This window comes from Pectobacterium fontis (assembly GCF_000803215.1).
Lineage (GTDB): Bacteria > Pseudomonadota > Gammaproteobacteria > Enterobacterales > Enterobacteriaceae > Pectobacterium > Pectobacterium fontis.
The window spans coordinates 105,924-127,273 of record NZ_JSXC01000030.1 but is presented as its reverse complement, the minus strand read 5'-3'; the positions used below and the strand labels follow the sequence as shown (position 1 = coordinate 127,273).

Below are 21,350 nucleotides of genomic sequence, written 5' to 3'. Positions count from 1 at the left end.
ATGCCGTGAGCTAATAGCCGGAGGCCGACAGCGCGGGCACCGCCTGCAACAGACGGGCAGTATGCGCCTGCTGTGGTGACGCCAGCACCTCTGCCGTGGGACGATCTTCAATGATGCGCCCGCCATCCATGACCAGCATTCTGTCGCACAGCCCGGCAAGCATGGATATATCGTGCGATACCATCAATAAGCCCATCTTGTTGTGTTCGGTGATCTGTTGCAGCAGAGCTTTGATCTGTTCGCGTAGCGGTAAATCCAGACCGCTGACAGGCTCATCCGCGAGTAAAAAGTCGGGGCGCACCATCAGCGCCCGTGCCAGTGCGACGCGCTGTGCCTGCCCACCGGAAAGCTGCCCGGCGACCTTGTCCAGAAGCGTGAGACTCAGCCCTACCTGATCCATCACGTCACGCAGGCGAGCCGAATTTTTCTCACCATCGCGCATATTCTCAGTCGGACGGAGCCGTTTCAACGGTTCCGCGAGGAGAGCGGCGACGCGCTGGCGTGGCGCGAGTGAGCCTGCCGGATCCTGCGGAATGTATTGCACGCGGCGGCGATACCAGAGCAGCGAACGCACTGACCCAGGCTTTATCTGGTTGCCATCGCAGTACACCGCGCCGCTTTCCGGCGCTTCAAGCGCCAGCAGGGTTTTCAGCAGCGTGGATTTACCACAACCCGAGGCACCGACGAGTCCGACGCGTTCATGCTGTTGCAGATTCAGCGACAAATCGTGAAAAATGGCGCTGGCAGGATCGGCTTTTTGCCACGGCAAACGCGCTGTCTGGCGATAGCGGCTGATGTGTTCAAGGCTTAAAAACGGTGAAGGCACTGCATGCAGGCGCTGATTCATCCGGCAAGCGCTCCGGCAACAGAATTGAATAATGCATGATCAGGTAACAGACGGTCAGCGTGACGTGCAGCGGCGACCAGACTGCGGGTATACGGCTGCTTCGGCGCATTCAGCAGTTGCCGCATACTGCCGGATTCAATGATCCGACCGTTTTCCATCACCAATCCGCGCTGACAGAGCTGAGCGGCAACCGCGATATCATGGGTAATAAACAGCAGGGCGGGGGCATCCGGCTGTGTGCTCCGCGCCTGTAAGACTTGCAATACCTGCTGCTGAGTAATGACATCCAGCGCGGTTGTGGGTTCGTCTGCCACCAGCAGGCGCGTCTTGCCAAGCAGCGCGAGGGTAATGCAAATGCGCTGGCGCTGACCGCCGGACAGTTCGGCAGGGTAGCGTTGCAACAGATTGGGAATATCGTCCAGCTTCATGGCTGCCAAAAGCGCGGAAAGCTCAGCGAAAGAGGTCGTTTTCAATGCCAACGATAGCTGTTTTCCTAACGGCATAAGAGGATTAAGCGCCGTGGCGGAATCCTGAAAAACCGCAGAGACTCGACTGGCGTGCGGGCGTGCCAGCGCTTTCAACTGACCCACTTCATCGCCATTCACACGAATTTTGCCGCGCACCTGGCATCCCGCTGGCGGGGTGCCAATGACCGCTTTGGCGGTGAGGGATTTACCGGAACCGGATGCGCCGAGTAAACAGACACGTTCACCTGCGAACAGCGTAAAGCTGATATCGCTGACTTTGCTGTCACCGCCAATAGACAGGCTGAGATGATCGACCTGAAGAATGGCGTCTGTGTGTCTGTCCCTGCTGATCATGGTGAATGTGTACGGTTGATGTAAATGGATATGTAATAACATAACAAATTGCGACGACGTGATGCAAAGGAAATGTGATGCAGAGCGATTAAATAACGTTACCGACGCAGCACTGATTATCTGCGTCGGCGAGAGTTTATTCACTGAGTGTTACAGGTTTGCCTTTCAGTAATTTCCTTATCCAGAAACGATTGGGGTTGAGCGCGGCGAGCGTAGCGCGATCCAGCGGCAGGGGTTCGCCATACATGTGTGAGGCCAGAATTTCCGCCGCGAGTGGCGCAGAGCAGAGGCCGCGTGAGCCTAACGCGCCGATGATAAACAGATCCTGCCAATAGGGCGCGCGCGGTACGGTGTTGGCACGGTGCTGAGGATGGAGCCGATCTTTATACTCTGCCAGCGTTTTTTCATAATCCGGTACTGCGCCTAGTAGCGGTAGATGGTCGCGCAGCGCGCAGCGAACGCCCTGACGCGCCTGCGCGTCGCTGATGTCGATCGTGTTAGCCCACTCAGCGTTGGGCAAACAGTTCAGCAGCCGCTGGCGATTCTCTTGTTGCTCTTCTTCCCGATAATCACAACGTGTTTCTCCCCGCACATAGCTTGCCCCGATGCAGTGTGTCTGATGGTATGGGCTGACTGGCGTCAGATAGCCGTCGTAGCACAGCACCTGTTTTAGCTGACCTAATACGGGGTTGGTAGGAACATGGCTGACCTGCCCACGCACGGCATAGCCGGGTAAATGACGGGTTTGTGGCCAGTCGGTGATTTGGTAGCCATTTGCCAGCACCACGACGGCGTGATTGACTTGCTGACCCGTGCTTAAGGTGAGTCCCCAGCCGCTATCCGTCTGCTCCAATGCGGAAACGGCGGTATTCATTTGTACCGACAGGCCGTTCTGTTGTGCCAGCTTTAGCGCCGAGGCGGTGAGTTCTGCCGGACATAGCCAGCCGCCACCGGGATAGGTGATGCCGTTTACGCCGGGATTTAGACCGCTCTGTTTTTCCAGTTGCTGTGCCTCCACGCTAACGACCAGTTCTTCCGGCCATTCTCCTTGCAGAATCTGTTCGATTTTACGCGCACTTTTTTCATCCCAGGCAAGCTGACTGACGCCACACCACTGGTGTTCAAATTCCAGCCCCTGTTGCGCCAGCGCCGTGTAACGACGGTGGGCAAAGTCAAACGCGAGGGAGAAAAAGCGGGATACCGCATCGTGCGTGTTATTCAGCAGAGGATACAGTGCGCCCTGGCGATTGCCGGATGCGCCCGTAGCAGGCTGTGCCTCCTCGCAGTAGAGCGTGACGTTCGCACCGCGCCGTTGCAGAGCAAGCGCGGTGAGCACGCTGGCAATACCGCCGCCGATAATCGCAATATCGTCCGTGGTGCTGGCTGCGGGACGCGCATACCACGGCGTTGGCGAGGTAACGGGGAGGATGTCTTGCAAAATACCGCTCAGCATCTCCCGTTTCTGCCCGAACCCTTTTATTTTGCTGACCTGAAACCCGGCCTGTTGCAGACCGCGACGCACAAAACCTGCGGCGGTAAAGGTGGCAAACGTGCCTTCTTTACGGCACAAACGCGCCATTGCCTGAAACAGATTATCTGTCCACATATCCGGGTTCTTGGACGGCGCAAAACCGTCCAGAAACCAGGCGTCAATCTGGTGATTCAGGGTGTCATCCAGTTCAGGCAGTAAGGCGTTGACGTCCCCGAACCACAAATCGAGCGTGATGCTGCCCTGCGCCAGAATCAGCCGATGACAGCCCGGTAGCGGTAGCGGCCACTGCTGACGTAGTTCATCGGCGAACGCGGCCAGTTCCGGCCACTGGGCATGTGCGGCCGCCAGGTCGTGACGGCGCAGGGGAAACTTCTCGAAGCTGATGAAATGCAAATGTCGCAATGCGGCCTGCGGCTGCTGTTGGCGAAACTCGGCAAAGGCTTGCCACAGCGTCAGAAAATTCAGGCCGGTGCCAAAGCCGGTTTCTGCTATCACGCAGGCTGCGCGTGGGTGCGTGGCGAACCGTTCAGGAAACTGATTGCCTTTTAAAAACACATAACGGGTTTCGGCTAACCCATCCTGATTCGAAAAATAGACGTCATCAAACTGTTGCGATACAGGTGTACCCTGAGCGTTCCAACTTAGCGACGCGTGCTGGATGGGAAGGTTCGTCACGGTAAAAGCTCATTATTCAAGTGATGGCGAGATTTTAACGGGCGGAATATCGTGGCGCAAATTTAGCAATAATTTCACGGTAGTTCGGCTGATCGGACTTGTTCAGCTTACAACTGTACGCTAAAGTGCGAAGCGAAATCCCAAACTCTACAAGTGCAATAAGAGGTATTAAATGAAACGTGCAGTGATTACTGGTCTGGGGATCGTATCAAGCATCGGTAATAACCAGCAGGAAGTTCTGGCATCATTGCGGGAAGGCCGCTCGGGTATTACGTTCTCTCAAGAGCTGAAAGATTCCGGTATGCGTAGTCACGTCTGGGGGAATGTCAAACTGGACACCACCGGCCTCATCGATCGCAAAGTTGTGCGTTTTATGAGTGATGCATCGATTTATGCCTACTTATCCATGGAGCAGGCGATTAAAGATTCCGGGCTGTCTGATGAGGTCTATCAGAATAACCCGCGCGTTGGCCTGATTGCCGGTTCCGGCGGTTCTGCGCGCTATCAGGTGTTTGGCGCTGACGCCATGCGTAGCCCGCGTGGTCTGAAAGCTGTTGGCCCTTATGTCGTAACCAAATCAATGGGTTCTGCGGTATCCGCCTGTCTGGCCACCCCATTCAAAATTCACGGCGTGAACTACTCCATCAGCTCCGCCTGTGCCACCTCCGCACACTGTATCGGTAACGCGGTTGAGCAAATCCAGATGGGCAAACAGGATATCGTGTTCGCGGGCGGCGCTGAAGAACTGTGCTGGGAACTGGCCTGTGAGTTTGATGCGATGGGCGCGCTGTCCACCAAATACAATGAAACACCAGAAAAAGCCTCCCGTACCTATGATGCCGATCGCGATGGCTTCGTGATTGCAGGCGGTGGCGGTATGGTGGTTGTCGAAGAGCTGGAACACGCTCTGGCGCGCGGTGCGCATATCTACGCAGAGGTTGTCGGTTATGGTGCGACGTCTGACGGTGCCGATATGGTGGCTCCATCGGGTGAAGGCGCGGTGCGCTGCATGAAGATGGCGATGAACGGTGTGGATACGCCAATTGACTACCTGAACTCTCACGGTACATCAACGCCGGTGGGCGATGTGAAGGAACTGGGTGCGATTCGTGAAGTGTTTGGTGACAACTCGCCAGCCATCTCCGCGACCAAAGCGATGACCGGTCACTCTCTGGGTGCGGCAGGCGTTCAGGAAGCGATTTATTCATTGTTGATGCTGGAGCACGGTTTTGTGGCACCGAGCATTAACGTGGAAAATCTGGATGAGCAAGCCGCTGGTCTGAATATTGTGACTCAGCCGACGGAACGTAAGCTGACTACGGTGATGTCTAATAGCTTTGGATTCGGCGGTACGAACGCGACGCTGGTCATGAGAAAGCTCGATAAATAATCGCGTTATCTCTCTGACCCATACAAACCCCGTAGGCGCAGGCCTCGGGGTTTTTTGTCTGTGGTGAGTCATAACCCAGTGAGGTTGGTGCTAGATCAGCACCCAAAGCAGAAATGCCGCCACGCAGGTGCTGACAATCACCAAAAACATCGGCTTATGGAACAAAGATTGCCAACTGAGTGGCAGTGAGGCAATCAGCGGGTTAAACAACGGGTGCAGCAGTTGTGATGTGGTCGTCCAGTCTGTTTCCTGCGCACGCTGGATGCGCTGGGTAAACAGCAACGTCAGCAAATCGCTCACTTGCATCGGCGTTAGCGGGGTTTGCAACCCGATATTGAAGCGATTCTGCGTGTAATCCATCAATAATTTCTGTTCCTGCATGGTCATCGGCTGTGGTAACAGCGCCTGCAACGGGGCGAGGTTCGGGGAAAGCAGCGTGTTTTGTGCCGGTAGCGGCTGTTGTGATGACAGATTCGCGTTAGCCTGATTAATGGTGTTGCCCGTCAACGGGGCTGATGCTGCGCCTGTTGTTCCGGCACTGGTCTGTGCTCCCTGTGGCGCGGATGAAGTGGCTCGCAGCAGCGTCTGTGCCTGCTGTAGCTCAACCTGCGCTTGCAGAAACTGCGTGAGCAGTGGCAGATGCTTGGCGGGGATCGCGTCGCCTGCGTTAAGATTCTGCATCATCATCAGATTGCTTAACACTCGCGCAGGCTGTTCTCCGCTCATGGTTGCTAAGCGAGTCACTAGCTGATTTAAGCCGCGTTGTTCCGCCGGAGAGAGTGGGCGTTCAGGCGAGTGGGCCGCTTGAGCCGCTTGTGGTGGTGTCGCTGATGCCGTTGACTGCGGAATATGCCCGTTTTGCAGCAGCGTAACTACCTGCTGTAACTGCGTTTTGTTCAGCGCGCTGAGCGTGGTGCTGCCGAACTGTTGCTGGATGAAATGGCTGACTGCCTGGCGATTGTTTCCCTGAGACAGCATATCCGTTAGACGTTGCAGCAATTGCTGACGTCCACCGCTATCTTGCGCCTGCGTTAGACGTGTCTGGAGGAGTTGCTCGGCAGGCTGGTAATGGCGGGACAGCAGCTCGTTATTTTCTGCCAGCCCCAATCCCTGTTTTACTGTCGTCCAGATCTCCGCTGTCTTTGATGTTGTCAGCGAGGCAATTTTAAGAACCAAATTCTCCAGCGTGGTGCGCTGCGCCAGCGTCAGTGGCCTGTCGCTGTTGGCCGAACCTGCTGCGTTAGACGCTGATGTTAACGACGTGGTTGTCGACGTAACCGCGCGTTCGCCGGGCAGTGGGGCTACTGGGCCGCTTACTGGTTGCATATCGGTTATCCTCACAGCCGTCATGATTGAGATGAATCATAGCAATCTCCGATTAGATTAGGTAGCCATCGCATCAGAATAACCCCTTGGGCTTCTTCGTCATTCGGTGGCAAAATGTCTCCCCGCTTTTTTGGGCTGGCTACCGATGTCGGAGAAAATAATGAAGATTCTGGTTGATGAGAATATGCCGTATGCTCGCGAGCTTTTCAGCCGTTTGGGTGAGGTTCAGGCCGTACCGGGTCGCCCTTTACCGCGCGATCTATTGGCAAGGGCGGATGCGCTGATGGTGCGATCGGTCACGAAGGTGAATGCGGATCTGCTGTCTGGCTCGACGGTAAAATTTGTCGGCAGCGCAACGGCAGGCACCGACCATGTTGATGATGCCTGGCTTAATGCCAACGGTATCGCGTTTTCTGCGGCTCCCGGTTGCAATGCCATCGCCGTGGTGGAGTACGTGTTTTCTTCTTTGCTGATGCTGGCCGAGCGTGATGGCTTTCAATTGCGTGATAAAACCGTAGGGATTGTCGGCGTGGGGAATGTTGGCCGGCGTCTGGATGCACGCCTTAAGGCCTGGGGTGTTAAAACGCTGTTGTGCGATCCACCGCGTGCCGATCGCGGTGATGCGGGGGATTTTCTGCCGCTAGAGACGCTGGTGCGTGATGCCGATATTCTGACACTGCATACGCCATTGTTCATGGACGGGCCGTACCGGACGCACCATTTGGTTGATGCCAATGTGCTGAGCGCGTTGGCTGACGGACGTATTCTGATCAATGCCTGTCGTGGCTCGGTGGTGGACAACGCGGCACTGCTTACAGCACTGCAACAGGGGAAAAAGCTCAGCGTCATTCTTGACGTATGGGAGCCAGAACCTGAGTTATCAATCGAACTGTTAGCGCGAGTGGATATCGGTACCGCGCACATTGCGGGCTATACGTTGGAAGGGAAAGCGCGCGGGACTACGCAGGTTTTTGAAGCCTGGAGCGAATTTGTCGGAACGCCGCAGCAGGTAGCGCTGGCGTCGCTGTTACCTGAACCTGAGTATGCCGAAGTAACATTGACTGCATCGCTGGATGAGGCGTTGCTAAAACGTCTGGTGCATCTGGTGTATGATGTGCGTCGGGATGATGCGCTGTTACGCCATGTTGCGCATCAGGACGGCGAATTTGATCGTCTGCGTAAACATTATCAGGAACGACGCGAATGGTCGTCACTCCATGTTATCTGTGCCGATGCCAGTAGCGCAGATTGCCTGAACGCGCTGGGATTCACGGCGTCAGTGCGGGGCGCACGTTAACGGCGTGCTCTTGAGGCTTCCGCTGGCGAGGCGTTGCACAAGCCTACTCTTTATTCATTAATGGACAGTTATTTATTCATGAACTGACAGACGGTATCGCTATCGTCTGTCAGTTTACTTCATGATTTGTGTTTCATTCAAAATTTGGGAGAGAACCAAATGTCTGACGGCTGGAATATTGCTCTGCTAGGCGCAACGGGCGCAGTAGGCACGGCGTTACTGGAATTATTGCAGGAACGTGAATTCCCGGTGGGGGAACTGTATCCGCTGGCCAGCGAACGTAGCGCGGGTGAAACGATACGGTTTAACGGCAAATCCTGTCTGGTCACCGATGTGGCTGATTTTGACTGGTCACAGGCGCAATTGGCGTTTTTTGTCGCCGGACAAGATGTCAGCGCCCGCTATGCGGAAGAGGCGGGGGAGGCGGGCTGTCTGGTCATCGACAGTAGCGGCCTGTTCGCACTGGAGCCGGATGTCCCGCTGGTGGTGCCAGGCGTGAATACGCATACGTTGGCGGATTATCGTAACCGCAATATCGTCGCGGTGGCGGATAGCCTGACCAGCCAACTGCTGACGGCAATTAAACCGCTAACTGATGCCGCCGGACTTTCGCGCCTGCATGTCGTCAATATGTTGTCAGTTTCCGCGCACGGTAAAGCAGCGATAGACGATTTGGCTGGGCAAAGCGCCCGTTTGCTGAACGGTATTCCGCCCGAAGAAGGCATGTTCCCGAAACAACTGGCGTTCAATTTGTTGCCTTTACTGCCGGATGAGGTGGGTAGCGTGCGCGAAGAACGTCGTTTGGTGGATCAGGTGCGTAAAGTCTTACAGGACGAAGGATTACCGATTTCCGTGACCTGCATCCAGTCGCCGGTGTTCTACGGTCACGCGCAGGTTGTTCATCTTGAAGCGCTGCGCCTGCTGTCTGCGGAAGAAGCCCGTGACGAACTGCTCAATGCCGGAAACATTCAGGTGAGCGACGAGCAGGATTACCCAACGCAGGTTGGTGATGCATCCGGCAATGGGCAACTGAGCGTTGGCTGCCTACGTAATGATTACGGTATTCCTGAACTGCTGCAATTCTGGTCGGTTGCGGATAACGCCCGTTTTGGCGGCGCGTTGATGGCAGTGGCAACGGCAGAATGTCTGGTGCAGGAGTATCTCGGGTAATGTCGGAAACCACTCAGGCGGCGGTAATTCAGGCTGTTGCCGTTGCGGAAAACGAACGCGCCTCGCTGAAAGTCGCGCTGGGCATTGAGTATGACGGTAGCCAGTATTATGGCTGGCAGCGTCAGTCTGATGTTGCCAGTGTTCAGGCCTGCCTTGAAAAGGCACTGAGCAAAGTCGCGGATGAACCGATAGAGGTGTTTTGCGCCGGACGAACCGATGCCGGGGTTCACGGAACGGGGCAAGTAGTGCATTTCACCACGCAGGCGATCCGAAAAGACGCTGCCTGGACGATGGGGGTGAATGCGAATTTACCGCCGGACATCGCGGTGCGCTGGGTGAAAACCGTGGATGAGGATTTTCATGCGCGTTTCAGCGCGACGGCGCGCCGCTACCGTTATGTCATTTATAATCATCGCTATCGCCCCGCCGTGCTTTCACACGGTATGACGCATTTTTATCACCCGTTGGATACGGAACGCATGGAGCGGGCCGGGCAGTGTCTGTTAGGGGAAAATGATTTCACCTCTTTTCGGGCTGTGCAGTGCCAGTCGCGCACGCCGTGGCGCTATGTAAATCATTTAAAGGTTACACGCCACGGTGACTATATCGTGGTAGATATTAAGGCCAATGCGTTCGTTCACCACATGGTACGTAACATTGTGGGCAGCCTGATGGAAGTCGGTTGTGGCAACCGACCCGAATCGTGGATTGCGGAATTACTGGCGGCCAAAGATCGTACGCTGGCGGCCGCGACGGCCAGAGCTGAAGGCCTGTATTTGGTTGCAGTGGATTACCCCGCCCGTTTTGCTTTGCCGCAGCCTACGATGGGGCCACTCTTTTTGGCCGATTAACGTTTTGGGAGAAGACGCTGTGATGGAGTTTATACAGTTTATTATTGATTTTATTCTGCACATTGACGTCCATCTGGCGGAACTGGTGGCGCAATATGGTGTCTGGGTTTATGCCATTTTGTTTCTGATCTTGTTCTGTGAGACGGGGCTGGTGGTGACGCCGTTTTTGCCGGGGGATTCGCTGTTGTTTGTCGCAGGTGCGCTGGCGGCGCTGCCGTCGAACGATCTGAATGTGCATACGATGGTGTTCCTGATGATTGTTGCCGCGGTTACGGGCGATGCCGTGAACTACACGATAGGACGCCTATTCGGTGAGAAACTGTTTAGCAACCCGAACTCAAAAATTTTCCGCCGTAGCTATCTGGATAAAACGCATGCGTTTTACGCACGTCACGGCGGCAAGACGATAATTCTGGCGCGCTTTGTCCCGATTGTGAGAACATTTGCGCCGTTTGTCGCCGGAATGGGGCACATGAGCTATCGGCATTTTGCCGCCTATAATGTTATTGGTGCGCTGCTGTGGGTGCTGTCGTTCACCTATGCGGGCTACCTGTTCGGCGATTTGCCTGTAGTGCAGGAAAATCTGAAATTGCTGATTGTCGCGATTATTTTCCTCTCTATTCTGCCTGGCATTATTGAGATTGCCCGCCATCGTAGAACGGCCATGCGCGGCAATGTGAAATAAGTGAAGTATTTTAACATCCGGTTTGACCAGTTTTTTATCCACAGTCCCGGAGCGTTATGGTTTAATGGGCAGCATTTATGGTCTGTTCTTGGGAACATCCTTGGTGCCGATGCCTTAGTACCGCGATTGTCGTGCGTCTCAGGCATTTTTTCATTGGCAATGTTGTCAAGGAATAACATGAACAGCGGACTGGCATTTGCCAGGTTCAAGCAGAAAGGTTATCAATGAGCTGGATTGAACGAATTCTTAACAAAAGCAATATCACGCCGACCCGTAAAGCGAACATCCCTGAGGGGGTCTGGACAAAATGTGATAGCTGCGGTCAGGTTCTTTATCGTGCTGAATTAGAGCGCAATCTGGAGGTCTGCCCGAAGTGCGATCACCATATGCGTCTTTCCGCGCGCGCCCGCCTACAGGCTTTTCTGGATAAAGAAAACACTGTCGAACTGGGAAGCGAACTGGAACCGAAGGATGTCCTGAAATTCCGGGATTCCAAAAAATATAAAGATCGTCTGGTTTCTGCGCAGAAACAGTCCGATGAGAAAGACGCGCTGATCGTCATGAAAGGCACGTTGTACGGCATGCCGGTTGTGGCCGCATCGTTTGAGTTCGCTTTTATGGGCGGCTCAATGGCGTCTGTCGTGGGGGCGCGTTTTGTGCGTGCCGTTGAGCAGGCATTGGAAGACGGTTGCCCGCTGGTGTGCTTCTCCGCCAGTGGCGGTGCGCGTATGCAGGAAGCGCTGATGTCGCTGATGCAAATGGCGAAAACCAGTGCGGCATTGGCAAAAATGCGCGAGCGTGGTTTGCCTTACATCTCTGTGCTGACTGACCCCACTATGGGCGGCGTTTCCGCGAGTCTGGCGATGCTGGGTGACTTGAATATTGCCGAGCCGAAAGCGCTGATCGGTTTTGCCGGCCCACGCGTTATCGAACAAACCGTGCGTGAAAAACTGCCGCCGGGCTTCCAGCGCAGTGAATTCCTGATTGAGAAAGGGGCGATCGATATGATCGTTCGTCGCCCGGAAATGCGCTACAAGCTGGCCACTATCCTTGCCAAACTGACTAACCATCCAGAACCGGGCGACGATGATGTGGAAATCCGCAGCGATGCGCCGTCTGAAGCCTCACAGGATGACGCATAATTGACATGATGGGCTGGGCGTGTGCTACTCGACTACGTCGTTTCCGACCGGGTAAACACACGCACGCTCAGCCCGCAATGAACCGTAAGCCAGTGAACGGGACTCATGGATACTCTTCAAATACCTCAAGCCACGTCACCTTTGGTTACGTGGCTTCATTATCTTGAGCACCTGCACGCTCAGGCCATTGATTTAGGTCTGGAACGCGTTAAGCAGGTTGCTGAACATCTCCAACTGCTACAGCCTGCTGCAACGGTTTTCACCGTCGCGGGCACCAATGGCAAAGGAACCACCTGCTGTACGCTGGAATCCATTCTGCTGGCCGCTGGGCTGCGGGTTGGCGTGTACAGCTCGCCTCATCTTGTTCGCTATACCGAACGGGTGCGTATTCAGGGTAAGGAACTGTCTGAGGCGCAGCACACGCAGGCGTTTGCGGATATTGAAGCAGGCAGGGGAGCGATATCGCTCACCTACTTTGAATTCGGTACATTGTCGGCTCTGCAACTCTTCAAGCAGGCGAATCTGGATGTGGTCATTCTGGAAGTCGGATTAGGTGGGCGTCTGGATGCCACGAATATTGTGGATGCGAATGTGTCCGTGGTAACCAGTATTGCTATCGACCATACCGACTGGCTCGGGAACGATCGGGAAAGCATTGGTCGCGAGAAAGCCGGAATATTTCGCCAGGGTAAACCTGCCGTCGTCGGTGAGCCAGAGATGCCGGGAACGATTGCCGATGTTGCCGCGGAGAAAGGAGCGCATTTGCGCCGCCGTGGGCGCGACTGGGAATACTCGGTGCAGCGTGAGACGTGGAGTTGGCAGGATAAGCAACGCGAGTTATCGCGTCTGCCATTACCCAATGTCCCGTTGGCTAATGCCGCGACGGCATTGGCGGCACTGCACTATTCTTCACTCAATGTGAGCGAAGAGGCGATTCGACAGGGCTTACAGCACGCCGCGTTACCCGGTCGTTTTCAGACCGTGCAGGCATCGCCGCGATTGATTCTTGATGTAGCACACAACCCTCATGCGGCGGCCTATCTGGCAAATCGCTTATCCGAACTGCCAAAAACCGGAAAAGTGCGGGCTGTCATCGGTATGCTGTCAGATAAAGATATCGCCGGGACGCTGGCGCACTTAATGCCGTTGGTGGATGAGTGGTATTGCGCGCCGCTGGAAGGGCCGCGTGGCGCAACGGCGCAGCAGATTGCTGAGCACCTGACGCGCAGCCAATCGTTCCCCGATGTCGTGGCGGCCTGGCGGCAGGCGATGTCCGAGGCGGCGGATCAGGATATCGTCATTGTGTGTGGATCTTTTCATACGGTAGCGCATGTCATGGAAGCGCGGGATGAGGAGAAGGCGAATGGCGAGTAAATTTCAAAATCGTCTGGTCGGTACGGTTATTCTGGTCGCGCTGGGTGTGATCGTCTTACCCGGCCTGCTGGACGGTAAAAAGAAGCACTACGAAGACGAATTTGCGTCGATCCCGCTGATCCCAAAACCGGGAGACAGCAATGAGATGGAATCGCTACCTGCGCTAAATCCGTCACAGCCAAACCAGCCACCGGAAGGCGCGGAGGCGGCGATGCAGGATAGCGCAGAAGTTGAGGTGCCTGAAAAGACATCCTCTGCAACGACTGTGCCCGAATCCCCTACGCAGACACCACCCTCTTCCCACCCTGCCACGACTGCGCCAGCCATGACGGCACCGCCAGTGGTCGTTGAGCGGCCGCCGATTCAGACGACAACGCCAGCGACGCAGAAGCCTCAGACAAAACCTGAGGTGAAGCCAGAAGTGAAACCGAAGCCAGAGCCTAAACCGGAAACCAAGCCGGAAGTGAAACCTGAGACACCGTCGACGCCGCAAGCGCCTGTCGGACAAGCCTACATTGTGCAGCTCGGTGCGCTGAAAAACGCGGATAAGGTGAATGAGATTGTCGCCAAATTGCGTCTCTCTGGCTATCGCGCGTATACCGTGCCGTCAACGCCAGTTTCAGGGCAAATCACCCGTATTTACGTGGGGCCGGATGCATCGAAGCAAAAGCTGGAGTCTTCACTGGGTGAACTGAAACAGCTTAGCGGATTAAGTGGACAGGTGCGTGCGTATTCCGTTCGTTAAGGTTGCAGGGTATGAGAATAATGTGGCGGGCTGTCTGCTGTCAGTCACGTAAATAAACAGAAGTCGGTTGCGGGGATGATGCTCACCAGTGTGATGTTTCTCCCCGTATTCGCGTTGAGATGTTGATAGTTAATAGAATCAGGCATGAGCGATTGTCAGTTTTTTCGCCTGATTATCTATTGATGAAATCGACGGAAATACGCTACGCAAACGTTTTCTTTTTCTGTTAGAATGCGCCGCGAACAGGATGACGTAGCGGCTAATCGGTAGCATCGTTCATTATTAGGATCGTTCATGGTTTGGGTTGATTACGTCATTATTGGCATCATTGGATTTTCGGCTTTGGTTAGCCTGATCCGGGGGTTTGTTCGTGAAGCGTTGTCGTTAGTAACCTGGGGATGTGCTTTTTTTGTTGCCAGCCATTACTACGCTTACCTTGCGGTCTACTTCACCCGTTTTGATGATGAGCTGGTACGTAACGGCATTGCGATTGCCATTCTGTTCATTGCAACATTGATTGTGGGCGCTATCGTTAACTATGTGATTAGTTCGCTGGTTGAACGTACCGGGCTATCTGGCACCGATCGCGTACTGGGCATCTGTTTTGGTGCGCTACGCGGGGTGCTGATCGTTTCCGCACTGCTATTCTTTCTGGATACGTTCACCGGTTTTTCACAAAGTGATGACTGGAAGCAGTCCCAGTTAATCCCGCAGTTCAGTTATATTATCAGGTGGTTTTTTGACTACCTGCAAAGCACGTCAAGTTTCTTGCCGCAGCATTTATCGCTGCGGTAGCGCTGATGAGGAAAAGACACCATGTGCGGTATTGTCGGTATCGCCGGTTTTACACCGGTCAACCAGTCGATTTATGACGCGTTAACGGTGTTGCAACACCGTGGGCAGGATGCAGCGGGTATTGTAACCATCGATGCCTTTAATTGTTTTCGCCTGCGTAAGGCCAATGGCCTGGTGAAAGATGTGTTTGAAGCGCGGCACATGCAACGCTTACAGGGCAACATGGGGCTTGGTCATGTGCGCTATCCAACCGCAGGCAGTTCCAGCGCCTCGGAAGCACAACCTTTCTATGTCAACTCTCCGTTCGGTATCACGTTGGCTCACAACGGTAACCTGACTAACGCCCACGAACTGCGTAAAAAGCTGTTTGAGCAGGAACGTCGTCACGTTAACACCACGTCTGATTCTGAAATTCTGCTGAATATCTTTGCCAGAGAGCTGGATCGTTTCCAACATTATCCGCTGGAAGCCGATAATATTTTTGCGGCCGTTGCTGCGACGCACCAGCAAATTCGCGGTGCCTATGCCTGTGTTGGCATGATTATCGGGCATGGCATGGTGGCGTTCCGCGATCCTAACGGCATTCGTCCTCTGGTTATCGGTAAGCGCGATCTGGAAGATGGCCGCAGCGAATATATGGTGGCGTCAGAAAGCGTCGCACTGGATACGCTGGGCTTCGAATTTTTACGCGATGTGGCGCCGGGAGAAGCGATCTACATTACGGAAAAAGGGCAGTTGTTTACCCGTCAGTGTGCAGAGAATCCAAAGAGCAATCCCTGTCTGTTCGAGTATGTCTACTTCGCTCGCCCTGACTCTTTCATCGATAAAATTTCGGTCTACAGCGCGCGTGTTCGCATGGGCCAGAAGCTGGGTGAAAAGATTGCGCGCCAGTGGGAAGATCTCGATATTGATGTTGTGATCCCTATTCCTGAAACCTCTTGTGATATCGCGCTGGAAATCGCGCGCATTATCAACAAGCCGTATCGTCAGGGGTTTGTGAAAAACCGCTATGTTGGCCGTACCTTTATTATGCCAGGGCAGCAGGCGCGTAAGAAATCGGTGCGTCGTAAGCTGAACGCCAACCGTGCCGAATTCCGTGACAAAAATGTACTGCTGGTGGATGACTCCATCGTGCGTGGTACAACGTCCGAGCAGATTGTGGAGATGGCGCGTGAAGCAGGAGCTAAACGTGTTTATCTGGCCTCTGCGGCACCGGAAATTCGCTTCCCTAACGTGTATGGCATCGACATGCCAAGCGTTAATGAGCTGATTGCCCACGGTCGTGAAGTGGATGAGATCTGTAAGATGATTGGTGCTGATGCGCTTATTTTCCAGGATCTCGACGATCTGATTGAAGCGGCGCGTGAAGATAACCCAGATATTACTCAGTTTGAATGCTCGGTGTTCAACGGGGTTTACGTAACGAAGGATGTCGATCAGGGCTATCTGGATTATCTGGAAATACTGCGTAACGATGATGCCAAAGCGTTGCGTAGCCAGAATGAAGTCGAAGATCTGGAATTGCACAACGAAGGCTAACGGCTCGCTGTACGTAAGGCTGTATTGAAGGGGAAGACGCGAAAGTGTCTTCCCCTTTGTCGTTCGGTGCTTATCCTTGCTTATCCCTATGTAATCCGGCACAGTCGGCATAGATGATTTTTCCGCGGCGATCAGGAACAGTAAACATGAAGCGACTCATTATAGGGATTTCCGGTGCCAGCGGGGTGATTTACGGCATCCGTCTACTACAGATATTACAGACGGTGGAAGGTATTGAAACACATCTGATCATGAGTCAGTCAGCCCGGCAGACGCTGGCGTTAGAAACGGATTTTAGTCTGCGTGACGTACAGGCGCTGGCCGATGTGGTGCATGACACGCGTGATATTGCGGCGAGTGTTTCCTCAGGATCGTTTAAAACAGCGGGGATGGTGATTTTACCCTGTTCGATAAAAACCCTTTCCGGCATTGTGCATAGCTACAGCGACAACCTGTTGACTCGTGCAGCAGATGTGGTGCTGAAGGAGCGCCGTCGTTTGGTGCTGGGCGTGCGTGAAACGCCGTTGCATTTAGGGCATTTACGGCTGATGACCGCTGCCGTTGAGCTGGGGGCGATCATTATGCCACCGGTGCCTGCGTTTTATCATCGCCCAGAAAGTGTGCAGGATATTGTCGATCAGACGGTGAACCGCATTTTGGACCAGTTTGATATCGAGTTGCCGAAAGATCTTTTTACCCGCTGGCAAGGTGCGTCGTAGCAGGATAGACGCCAACATGCGCTATTTTCTTCTCTTGGGGCGGTAAACCTTCACTGCCCTTTTTTTGTGCCTTTTTATCACATTGCACCAATTTTGCGCACAAAAGCACTTAAATGGTGCATTTGGTTTTTAGTGTTCATGGCATTGTTATCTGTTCTGATTGTTATCTGCCAAAAAATTATTGGAAAAATATTTCATAATCAAATGGTTATTCATTAATTTTCATCGGCCCTGTCTAGGGTGGAGTGACGACGCCCTTACGTTCATTGTGGCATGAAAACTGCTATGGAAATGGTAATAGTCGGCGTGAGAAACGAATAGCACTCATATCGTTCATTTTTAAGTAATAAATCGATATCTGTTCCGACATTGACGACACACGACATCCATCACTCATGATAAGGGTAGCAATATGAAAAAACTGATCAAAGTTTTGCCGTTGGCACTCATTCTGGCTGCGGGCAGCGCGCTGGCGGAGATCCCTAAGAATATTAAAATCGGCACCGATCCTACCTATGCTCCCTTTGAATCCAAAAACGCCAGTGGTGAACTGGTGGGGTTTGATATCGATCTGGCGAAAGAGTTGTGCAAGCGTATTCAGGCTAACTGTACGTTTGTGGAAAGTGACTTTGATGCGTTAATCCCTTCCCTTAAGGCGAAAAAAATTGATGCCATCATCTCTTCTCTGTCCATCACTGAAAAACGTCAGCAGGAAATTGCTTTCACCGAGAAGCTGTATGCGGCTAACGCGCGTTTGATTGCGAAGAAGGGGGCGAGCATTGAGCCAACGCTGGCTTCTCTGGGGGGCAAGCGCGTCGGCGTATTGCAGGCATCAACACAGGAGGCTTTTGCTAACGCGAACTGGCAGCCAAAAGGTGTTGAAGTTGTGGCTTATCAAAATCAGGATCTGATCTACGCCGATCTGACCGCTGGTCGTATCGATGCCGCATTTCAGGATGAAGTGGCAGGAAGTGAAGGTTTCCTGAAACTCGACATGGGTAAAGACTACGCGTTTGCTGGCCCGGCGGTAAAAGATGACAAATTCTTCGGGGTTGGCACCGGTATGGGGCTGCGTAAAGCAGATACTGAGCTGAAGGCGGCGCTGGATAAAGCCTTTGCAGATATGCGCAAAGACGGCACTTACGATACCTTCGCGAAAAAATACTTCGATTTTGACGTCTACGGCGGCTAATTTCGTTATTACTGTTCATATTGTGTCGCGGTATCACCGGGCAATACGACACGGGAACGTTCCTCCCGTGTCGTTCTCCTGACTGATAACGCTATGTGCTTTAACCGCTATTTCAACGGATATCATTGATGCTCTATGGCTATTCCCAGTTGATACTGGATGGTGCCATCATGACGCTGGAGCTGGCGGTGAGTTCGCTACTGCTGGCGCTGATTATCGGCCTGATTGGCGCGTCGGCTAAGTTATCTTCCCATCGTCTGCTGGCAGGGTGCTTTTCCTGCTACACCACATTGATCCGCGGCATCCCCGATTTGGTACTGATGCTGTTGATTTTCTATGGGCTGCAAATTGCCTTAAACGGCATGACGGAATCGATAGGATTGGAACAAATTGACATCGATCCGCTGACAGCCGGGATTATTACGCTGGGCTTTATTTACGGCGCGTATTTCACGGAAACGTTTCGTGGTGCCTATCTCGCTGTACCGCGCGGGCAAATCGAAGCCGCCGTCGCGTTCGGTTTCTCTCCCATGAAGGTGTTCCGCCGCATTCTGTTTCCGTCCATGATGCGCTTCGCCCTGCCGGGCATTGGCAATAACTGGCAGGTGATCCTGAAAGCGACAGCGCTGGTGTCATTGCTTGGCCTGAATGATGTGATTAAGGCGACGCAACTGGCAGGCAAGGGCGCACACGAACCATTTTATTTTGCGTTGGTTGCCGGGGCGATGTACCTGATTTTTACCACGGTTTCTAACGGTGTGCTGTGGTGGCTGGAAAAGCACTATTCGCAGGGAGTCAAGAAAATCAATTATGAGTGAGATCCTGCAACAATACTGGCAGCCGCTACTGTGGAGCGATGGCTACCGCCTGACCGGATTGGCGATGACGCTCTGGCTGTTGATTTCTTCGGTAGTCATTGGCGGGATAATGGCGCTGCCGTTGGCGATTGCCCGCGTATCGCCACGACGCCGATTCAGCCTTCCCGTTTGGCTATTTACCTATGTGTTTCGCGGTACTCCGCTTTATGTACAGCTCCTGGTGTTTTACTCTGGCGTATATAGTCTGGAAATTGTTCGTGGCACCGATCTGCTGAATGCCTTTTTTCGCAGTGGGTTGAATTGCGCTATTTTGGCGCTGGCACTCAATACCTGCGCGTACACCACAGAAATTTTCGCGGGAGCAATCCGATCGATACCACACGGGGAAATTGAAGCTGCCAGAGCATACGGTTTCTCCCGTTTTAAGCAATATCGCTGCATTATTTTGCCGGGGGCGCTACGTATTGCGTTGCCAGCCTACAGCAACGAAGTCATTCTGATGCTGCATTCGACGGCGTTGGCCTTTACCGTGACCGTACCGGATATTCTGAAGATTGCCCGTGACATCAACGCCGCAACCTACCAGCCGTTTTATGCGTTCGGTATTGCCGCGGTTATCTATTTGGCGATCTCATTTGTGCTAATCGGGCTGTTCAGAAAGGCGGAACGGCACTGGTTACGTCATCTTGATACCCGTTCATCTCATTAAACGCAGGAAAAAAAGCATGTCGAATAATAAATTGATGGTGACGGAACTGCGTAAACGTTATGGCCAGCATGAGGTGTTGAAAGGGATCTCATTGCAGGCAAAAGCAGGTGACGTGATTTCCATTATTGGGTCGTCCGGCTCAGGAAAAAGTACCTTACTGCGCTGCATTAATTTTCTGGAAAAACCTTGCGAAGGGGCGATTTACGTCAGCGATCAGGAAATTCGCATGGTGCGCGACACGGACGGACAGTTGAAGGTGTTCGATAAAAAGCAGCTTCAGATGCTGAGAACCCGTCTGACCATGGTGTTTCAGCATTTCAACCTGTGGAGCTTCATGACGGCGTTGGAGAACGTGATGGAAGCGCCGATTCAGGTGTTAGGACTCAGTAAAGCGGAAGCGCGTGAGCGGGCGGTGTTCTATCTGAATAAGGTGGGGATTATTGATTCTGCCCAGCAGAAATACCCGTCAGATCTCTCTGGTGGTCAGCAGCAGCGCGTGTCTATTGCGCGGGCGCTGGCAATGGAGCCTGAAGTGTTGCTATTCGATGAACCGACATCGGCACTCGATCCTGAATTGGTCGGTGAGGTACTGCGCATCATGCAGCAGCTCGCGGAGGAAGGAAAAACGATGGTGGTGGTGACACATGAAATGGAGTTTGCCCGCCATGTCTCCAGCCACGTCATTTTCTTGCATCAGGGCGTGATTGAAGAGGAAGGCCCGCCAGACCAGCTTTTCGGTCGCCCGAAAAGTGCGCGTTTGCAGCAGTTTTTGTCGGGTGCCTTGAAGTAGGTTTTGCGGGCTGATGGTTATCAGCCCCAAACGCTTCACTCTCAGCAATGAGTCAACCCGGTTTTTTGATGACGTCTTTCAGAGCCTCTTCCAGTTCAAAGAAGCGGAAACCAAACCCTGCTGCTTCCAGCCGCTGTGGGATGGCGCGCTGCCCGCCCAGTACCAGCGTTGAGGCTTCTCCCATCAGTAATTTGATCGCGAAAGCCGGTGCTCGCAGAAAACCGGGACGATCCAATACGTGTGCCAGCGTGGCGGAAAATTGTTCGTTATGAACCGGATAGGGCGCAACCATATTGAAGGCACCTCTCAATATCGGCTGATCCAGCAGATAGAGAATGCCGTTAACCATGTCATCAATATGAATCCATGGCATGTATTGCTTGCCAGACCCCATCGGCCCGCCAAGCCCAAGGCGGAAGATCGGCAGCATTTTGGCCAGTGCTCCCCCTTGCGCTGACAGCACAATGCCCGTACGTAGCAGGCACACTCGGGTTCGGTCGCTTTCGGCGGATTGCGCCAGGGCTTCCCAGCGGGCGCACAGATGGTGTGTGAATTCATCGACTGGGGATTCATCTTCCGTGACCAGCGCGTCCCCCTGGTCGCCATAATACCCGACAGCCGATCCAGAGATAAAAACGGCGGGTGGTTCACTGCTGGCCTTTATCAACGCGGTCAGTTGCCCGGTGATGCTCCAGCGGCTTTGTGCCAGACGCTGTTTTTGCTGCTGCGTCCACCGTTTGTCGGCGATAGGTTCACCCGCCAGATTGATGATGCCATCAAAGTCGTTCAGCGAGGTGACATTACTCAGCGTTGACCAATACTCTACCTGCTTGCCAAGCACGCGCCGGGCACGCTCAGGGTCGCGTGTCAGTACCGTGATGTGATGAGAAAGCAGTTGCAATCGCTGGATAAGATGGCGACCAATGAGACCCGTTCCACCGGTTATGAGTAGTTGCATCGTGCGCTCCCATAT

20 protein-coding genes are annotated in these 21,350 nt (G+C 53.7%); 15 read left to right on the top strand and 5 right to left on the bottom strand.

What is annotated here, in order from left to right:
- Nucleotides 1–10: 10 nt before the first annotated feature.
- From OI69_RS09925 to mnmC, 3 genes are all read right to left on the bottom strand, one after another.
- Nucleotides 11–847 (bottom strand): ABC transporter ATP-binding protein, encoded by an 837-nt coding sequence (locus OI69_RS09925; protein WP_039349477.1) that lies wholly within the window; start codon nucleotides 845–847, stop codon nucleotides 11–13.
- Nucleotides 844–1,668, bottom strand: coding sequence for an ATP-binding cassette domain-containing protein (locus OI69_RS09920; RefSeq protein WP_200886919.1), 825 nt, complete (start codon nucleotides 1,666–1,668; stop codon nucleotides 844–846). The genes OI69_RS09925 and OI69_RS09920 overlap by 4 nt, the downstream gene beginning before the upstream one ends.
- 136 nt (nucleotides 1,669–1,804) lie before the next feature.
- Nucleotides 1,805–3,835, bottom strand: coding sequence for a bifunctional tRNA (5-methylaminomethyl-2-thiouridine)(34)-methyltransferase MnmD/FAD-dependent 5-carboxymethylaminomethyl-2-thiouridine(34) oxidoreductase MnmC (gene mnmC, locus OI69_RS09915; protein ID WP_039349475.1), 2,031 nt, complete (start codon nucleotides 3,833–3,835; stop codon nucleotides 1,805–1,807).
- Between the two features lie 172 nt (nucleotides 3,836–4,007).
- Between mnmC and fabB the strand changes: the two genes are divergently transcribed.
- On the top strand, nucleotides 4,008–5,225 hold the full coding sequence (gene fabB / locus OI69_RS09910; protein ID WP_039349472.1) for a beta-ketoacyl-ACP synthase I: 1,218 nt from the start codon (nucleotides 4,008–4,010) through the stop codon (nucleotides 5,223–5,225).
- A gap of 90 nt (nucleotides 5,226–5,315) precedes the next feature.
- Here the strand turns inward: fabB and flk are convergent, their stop codons facing one another.
- Nucleotides 5,316–6,551 (bottom strand): flagella biosynthesis regulator Flk, encoded by a 1,236-nt coding sequence (gene flk / locus OI69_RS09905; protein ID WP_039349469.1) that lies wholly within the window; start codon nucleotides 6,549–6,551, stop codon nucleotides 5,316–5,318.
- A 160-nt stretch (nucleotides 6,552–6,711) separates the two neighbouring features.
- Here flk and pdxB point away from each other — a divergent pair, with 160 nt between their 5' ends.
- From pdxB to hisP, 14 genes are all read left to right on the top strand, one after another.
- Nucleotides 6,712–7,848: a 4-phosphoerythronate dehydrogenase PdxB gene (gene pdxB / locus OI69_RS09900; RefSeq protein ID WP_039349465.1), complete on the top strand. Its 1,137-nt coding sequence runs from the start codon at nucleotides 6,712–6,714 to the stop codon at nucleotides 7,846–7,848.
- 159 nt (nucleotides 7,849–8,007) lie between these two features.
- A complete protein-coding gene (locus OI69_RS09895; RefSeq protein ID WP_039349462.1) occupies nucleotides 8,008–9,018 on the top strand; it encodes an aspartate-semialdehyde dehydrogenase in 1,011 nt (336 codons plus the stop codon).
- The gene (gene truA, locus OI69_RS09890) at nucleotides 9,018–9,869 is read left to right on the top strand and encodes a tRNA pseudouridine(38-40) synthase TruA (RefSeq protein ID WP_052198347.1); all 852 of its coding nucleotides are present in this window, start codon (nucleotides 9,018–9,020) and stop codon (nucleotides 9,867–9,869) included. The genes OI69_RS09895 and truA overlap by 1 nt, the downstream gene beginning before the upstream one ends.
- Before the next feature lie 22 nt (nucleotides 9,870–9,891).
- Nucleotides 9,892–10,554 (top strand): DedA family protein, encoded by a 663-nt coding sequence (locus OI69_RS09885; RefSeq protein ID WP_039349459.1) that lies wholly within the window; start codon nucleotides 9,892–9,894, stop codon nucleotides 10,552–10,554.
- 224 nt (nucleotides 10,555–10,778) lie between these two features.
- Nucleotides 10,779–11,696, top strand: coding sequence for an acetyl-CoA carboxylase, carboxyltransferase subunit beta (gene accD / locus OI69_RS09880; protein WP_039349456.1), 918 nt, complete (start codon nucleotides 10,779–10,781; stop codon nucleotides 11,694–11,696).
- Between the two features lie 105 nt (nucleotides 11,697–11,801).
- Complete coding sequence (folC, locus tag OI69_RS09875) at nucleotides 11,802–13,070, top strand: bifunctional tetrahydrofolate synthase/dihydrofolate synthase (RefSeq protein ID WP_039349453.1); 1,269 nt, start codon at nucleotides 11,802–11,804, stop codon at nucleotides 13,068–13,070.
- Nucleotides 13,060–13,815: a cell division protein DedD gene (gene dedD, locus OI69_RS09870; protein WP_039349450.1), complete on the top strand. Its 756-nt coding sequence runs from the start codon at nucleotides 13,060–13,062 to the stop codon at nucleotides 13,813–13,815. Before folC ends, dedD begins: the two co-directional genes overlap by 11 nt.
- Before the next feature lie 294 nt (nucleotides 13,816–14,109).
- The gene (gene cvpA, locus OI69_RS09865; protein WP_005969889.1) at nucleotides 14,110–14,610 is read left to right on the top strand and encodes a colicin V production protein; all 501 of its coding nucleotides are present in this window, start codon (nucleotides 14,110–14,112) and stop codon (nucleotides 14,608–14,610) included.
- A gap of 21 nt (nucleotides 14,611–14,631) precedes the next feature.
- The gene (gene purF, locus OI69_RS09860; RefSeq protein ID WP_039349447.1) at nucleotides 14,632–16,149 is read left to right on the top strand and encodes an amidophosphoribosyltransferase; all 1,518 of its coding nucleotides are present in this window, start codon (nucleotides 14,632–14,634) and stop codon (nucleotides 16,147–16,149) included.
- A gap of 146 nt (nucleotides 16,150–16,295) precedes the next feature.
- Nucleotides 16,296–16,868 carry a UbiX family flavin prenyltransferase gene (locus OI69_RS09855; protein ID WP_039349444.1) on the top strand — a complete coding sequence of 191 codons (573 nt, stop codon included), beginning with the start codon at nucleotides 16,296–16,298 and terminating at the stop codon, nucleotides 16,866–16,868.
- Between the two features lie 412 nt (nucleotides 16,869–17,280).
- Nucleotides 17,281–18,060 (top strand): lysine/arginine/ornithine ABC transporter substrate-binding protein, encoded by a 780-nt coding sequence (locus tag OI69_RS09850; protein WP_039349441.1) that lies wholly within the window; start codon nucleotides 17,281–17,283, stop codon nucleotides 18,058–18,060.
- 128 nt (nucleotides 18,061–18,188) lie between these two features.
- A complete protein-coding gene (gene hisQ, locus OI69_RS09845) occupies nucleotides 18,189–18,878 on the top strand; it encodes a histidine ABC transporter permease HisQ (RefSeq protein ID WP_039349438.1) in 690 nt (229 codons plus the stop codon).
- On the top strand, nucleotides 18,871–19,587 hold the full coding sequence (locus tag OI69_RS09840; protein WP_039349435.1) for an ABC transporter permease: 717 nt from the start codon (nucleotides 18,871–18,873) through the stop codon (nucleotides 19,585–19,587). Before hisQ ends, OI69_RS09840 begins: the two co-directional genes overlap by 8 nt.
- A 16-nt stretch (nucleotides 19,588–19,603) precedes the next feature.
- Nucleotides 19,604–20,377: a histidine ABC transporter ATP-binding protein HisP gene (gene hisP, locus OI69_RS09835; protein ID WP_039349432.1), complete on the top strand. Its 774-nt coding sequence runs from the start codon at nucleotides 19,604–19,606 to the stop codon at nucleotides 20,375–20,377.
- 52 nt (nucleotides 20,378–20,429) lie between these two features.
- Here the strand turns inward: hisP and OI69_RS09830 are convergent, their stop codons facing one another.
- Complete coding sequence (locus tag OI69_RS09830; RefSeq protein WP_039349430.1) at nucleotides 20,430–21,335, bottom strand: TIGR01777 family oxidoreductase; 906 nt, start codon at nucleotides 21,333–21,335, stop codon at nucleotides 20,430–20,432.
- Between the last annotated feature and the right edge of the window lie 15 nt (nucleotides 21,336–21,350).

Bases quoted from the DNA above. Each gene is read 5' to 3' on its own strand.
- OI69_RS09925 (WP_039349477.1), bottom strand. From the start codon at position 847: ATGAATCAGCGCCTGCATGCAGTGCCTTCACCGTTTTTAAGCCTTGAA.
- OI69_RS09920 (WP_200886919.1), bottom strand. From the start codon at position 1,668: ATGATCAGCAGGGACAGACACACAGACGCCATTCTTCAGGTCGATCAT.
- fabB (WP_039349472.1), top strand. From the start codon at position 4,008: ATGAAACGTGCAGTGATTACTGGTCTGGGGATCGTATCAAGCATCGGT.
- flk (WP_039349469.1), bottom strand. From the start codon at position 6,551: ATGCAACCAGTAAGCGGCCCAGTAGCCCCACTGCCCGGCGAACGCGCG.
- pdxB (WP_039349465.1), top strand. From the start codon at position 6,712: ATGAAGATTCTGGTTGATGAGAATATGCCGTATGCTCGCGAGCTTTTC.
- OI69_RS09895 (WP_039349462.1), top strand. From the start codon at position 8,008: ATGTCTGACGGCTGGAATATTGCTCTGCTAGGCGCAACGGGCGCAGTA.
- truA (WP_052198347.1), top strand. From the start codon at position 9,018: ATGTCGGAAACCACTCAGGCGGCGGTAATTCAGGCTGTTGCCGTTGCG.
- OI69_RS09885 (WP_039349459.1), top strand. From the start codon at position 9,892: ATGGAGTTTATACAGTTTATTATTGATTTTATTCTGCACATTGACGTC.
- accD (WP_039349456.1), top strand. From the start codon at position 10,779: ATGAGCTGGATTGAACGAATTCTTAACAAAAGCAATATCACGCCGACC.
- folC (WP_039349453.1), top strand. From the start codon at position 11,802: ATGGATACTCTTCAAATACCTCAAGCCACGTCACCTTTGGTTACGTGG.
- dedD (WP_039349450.1), top strand. From the start codon at position 13,060: ATGGCGAGTAAATTTCAAAATCGTCTGGTCGGTACGGTTATTCTGGTC.
- cvpA (WP_005969889.1), top strand. From the start codon at position 14,110: ATGGTTTGGGTTGATTACGTCATTATTGGCATCATTGGATTTTCGGCT.
- purF (WP_039349447.1), top strand. From the start codon at position 14,632: ATGTGCGGTATTGTCGGTATCGCCGGTTTTACACCGGTCAACCAGTCG.
- OI69_RS09855 (WP_039349444.1), top strand. From the start codon at position 16,296: ATGAAGCGACTCATTATAGGGATTTCCGGTGCCAGCGGGGTGATTTAC.
- OI69_RS09850 (WP_039349441.1), top strand. From the start codon at position 17,281: ATGAAAAAACTGATCAAAGTTTTGCCGTTGGCACTCATTCTGGCTGCG.
- hisQ (WP_039349438.1), top strand. From the start codon at position 18,189: ATGCTCTATGGCTATTCCCAGTTGATACTGGATGGTGCCATCATGACG.
- OI69_RS09840 (WP_039349435.1), top strand. From the start codon at position 18,871: ATGAGTGAGATCCTGCAACAATACTGGCAGCCGCTACTGTGGAGCGAT.
- hisP (WP_039349432.1), top strand. From the start codon at position 19,604: ATGTCGAATAATAAATTGATGGTGACGGAACTGCGTAAACGTTATGGC.
- OI69_RS09830 (WP_039349430.1), bottom strand. From the start codon at position 21,335: ATGCAACTACTCATAACCGGTGGAACGGGTCTCATTGGTCGCCATCTT.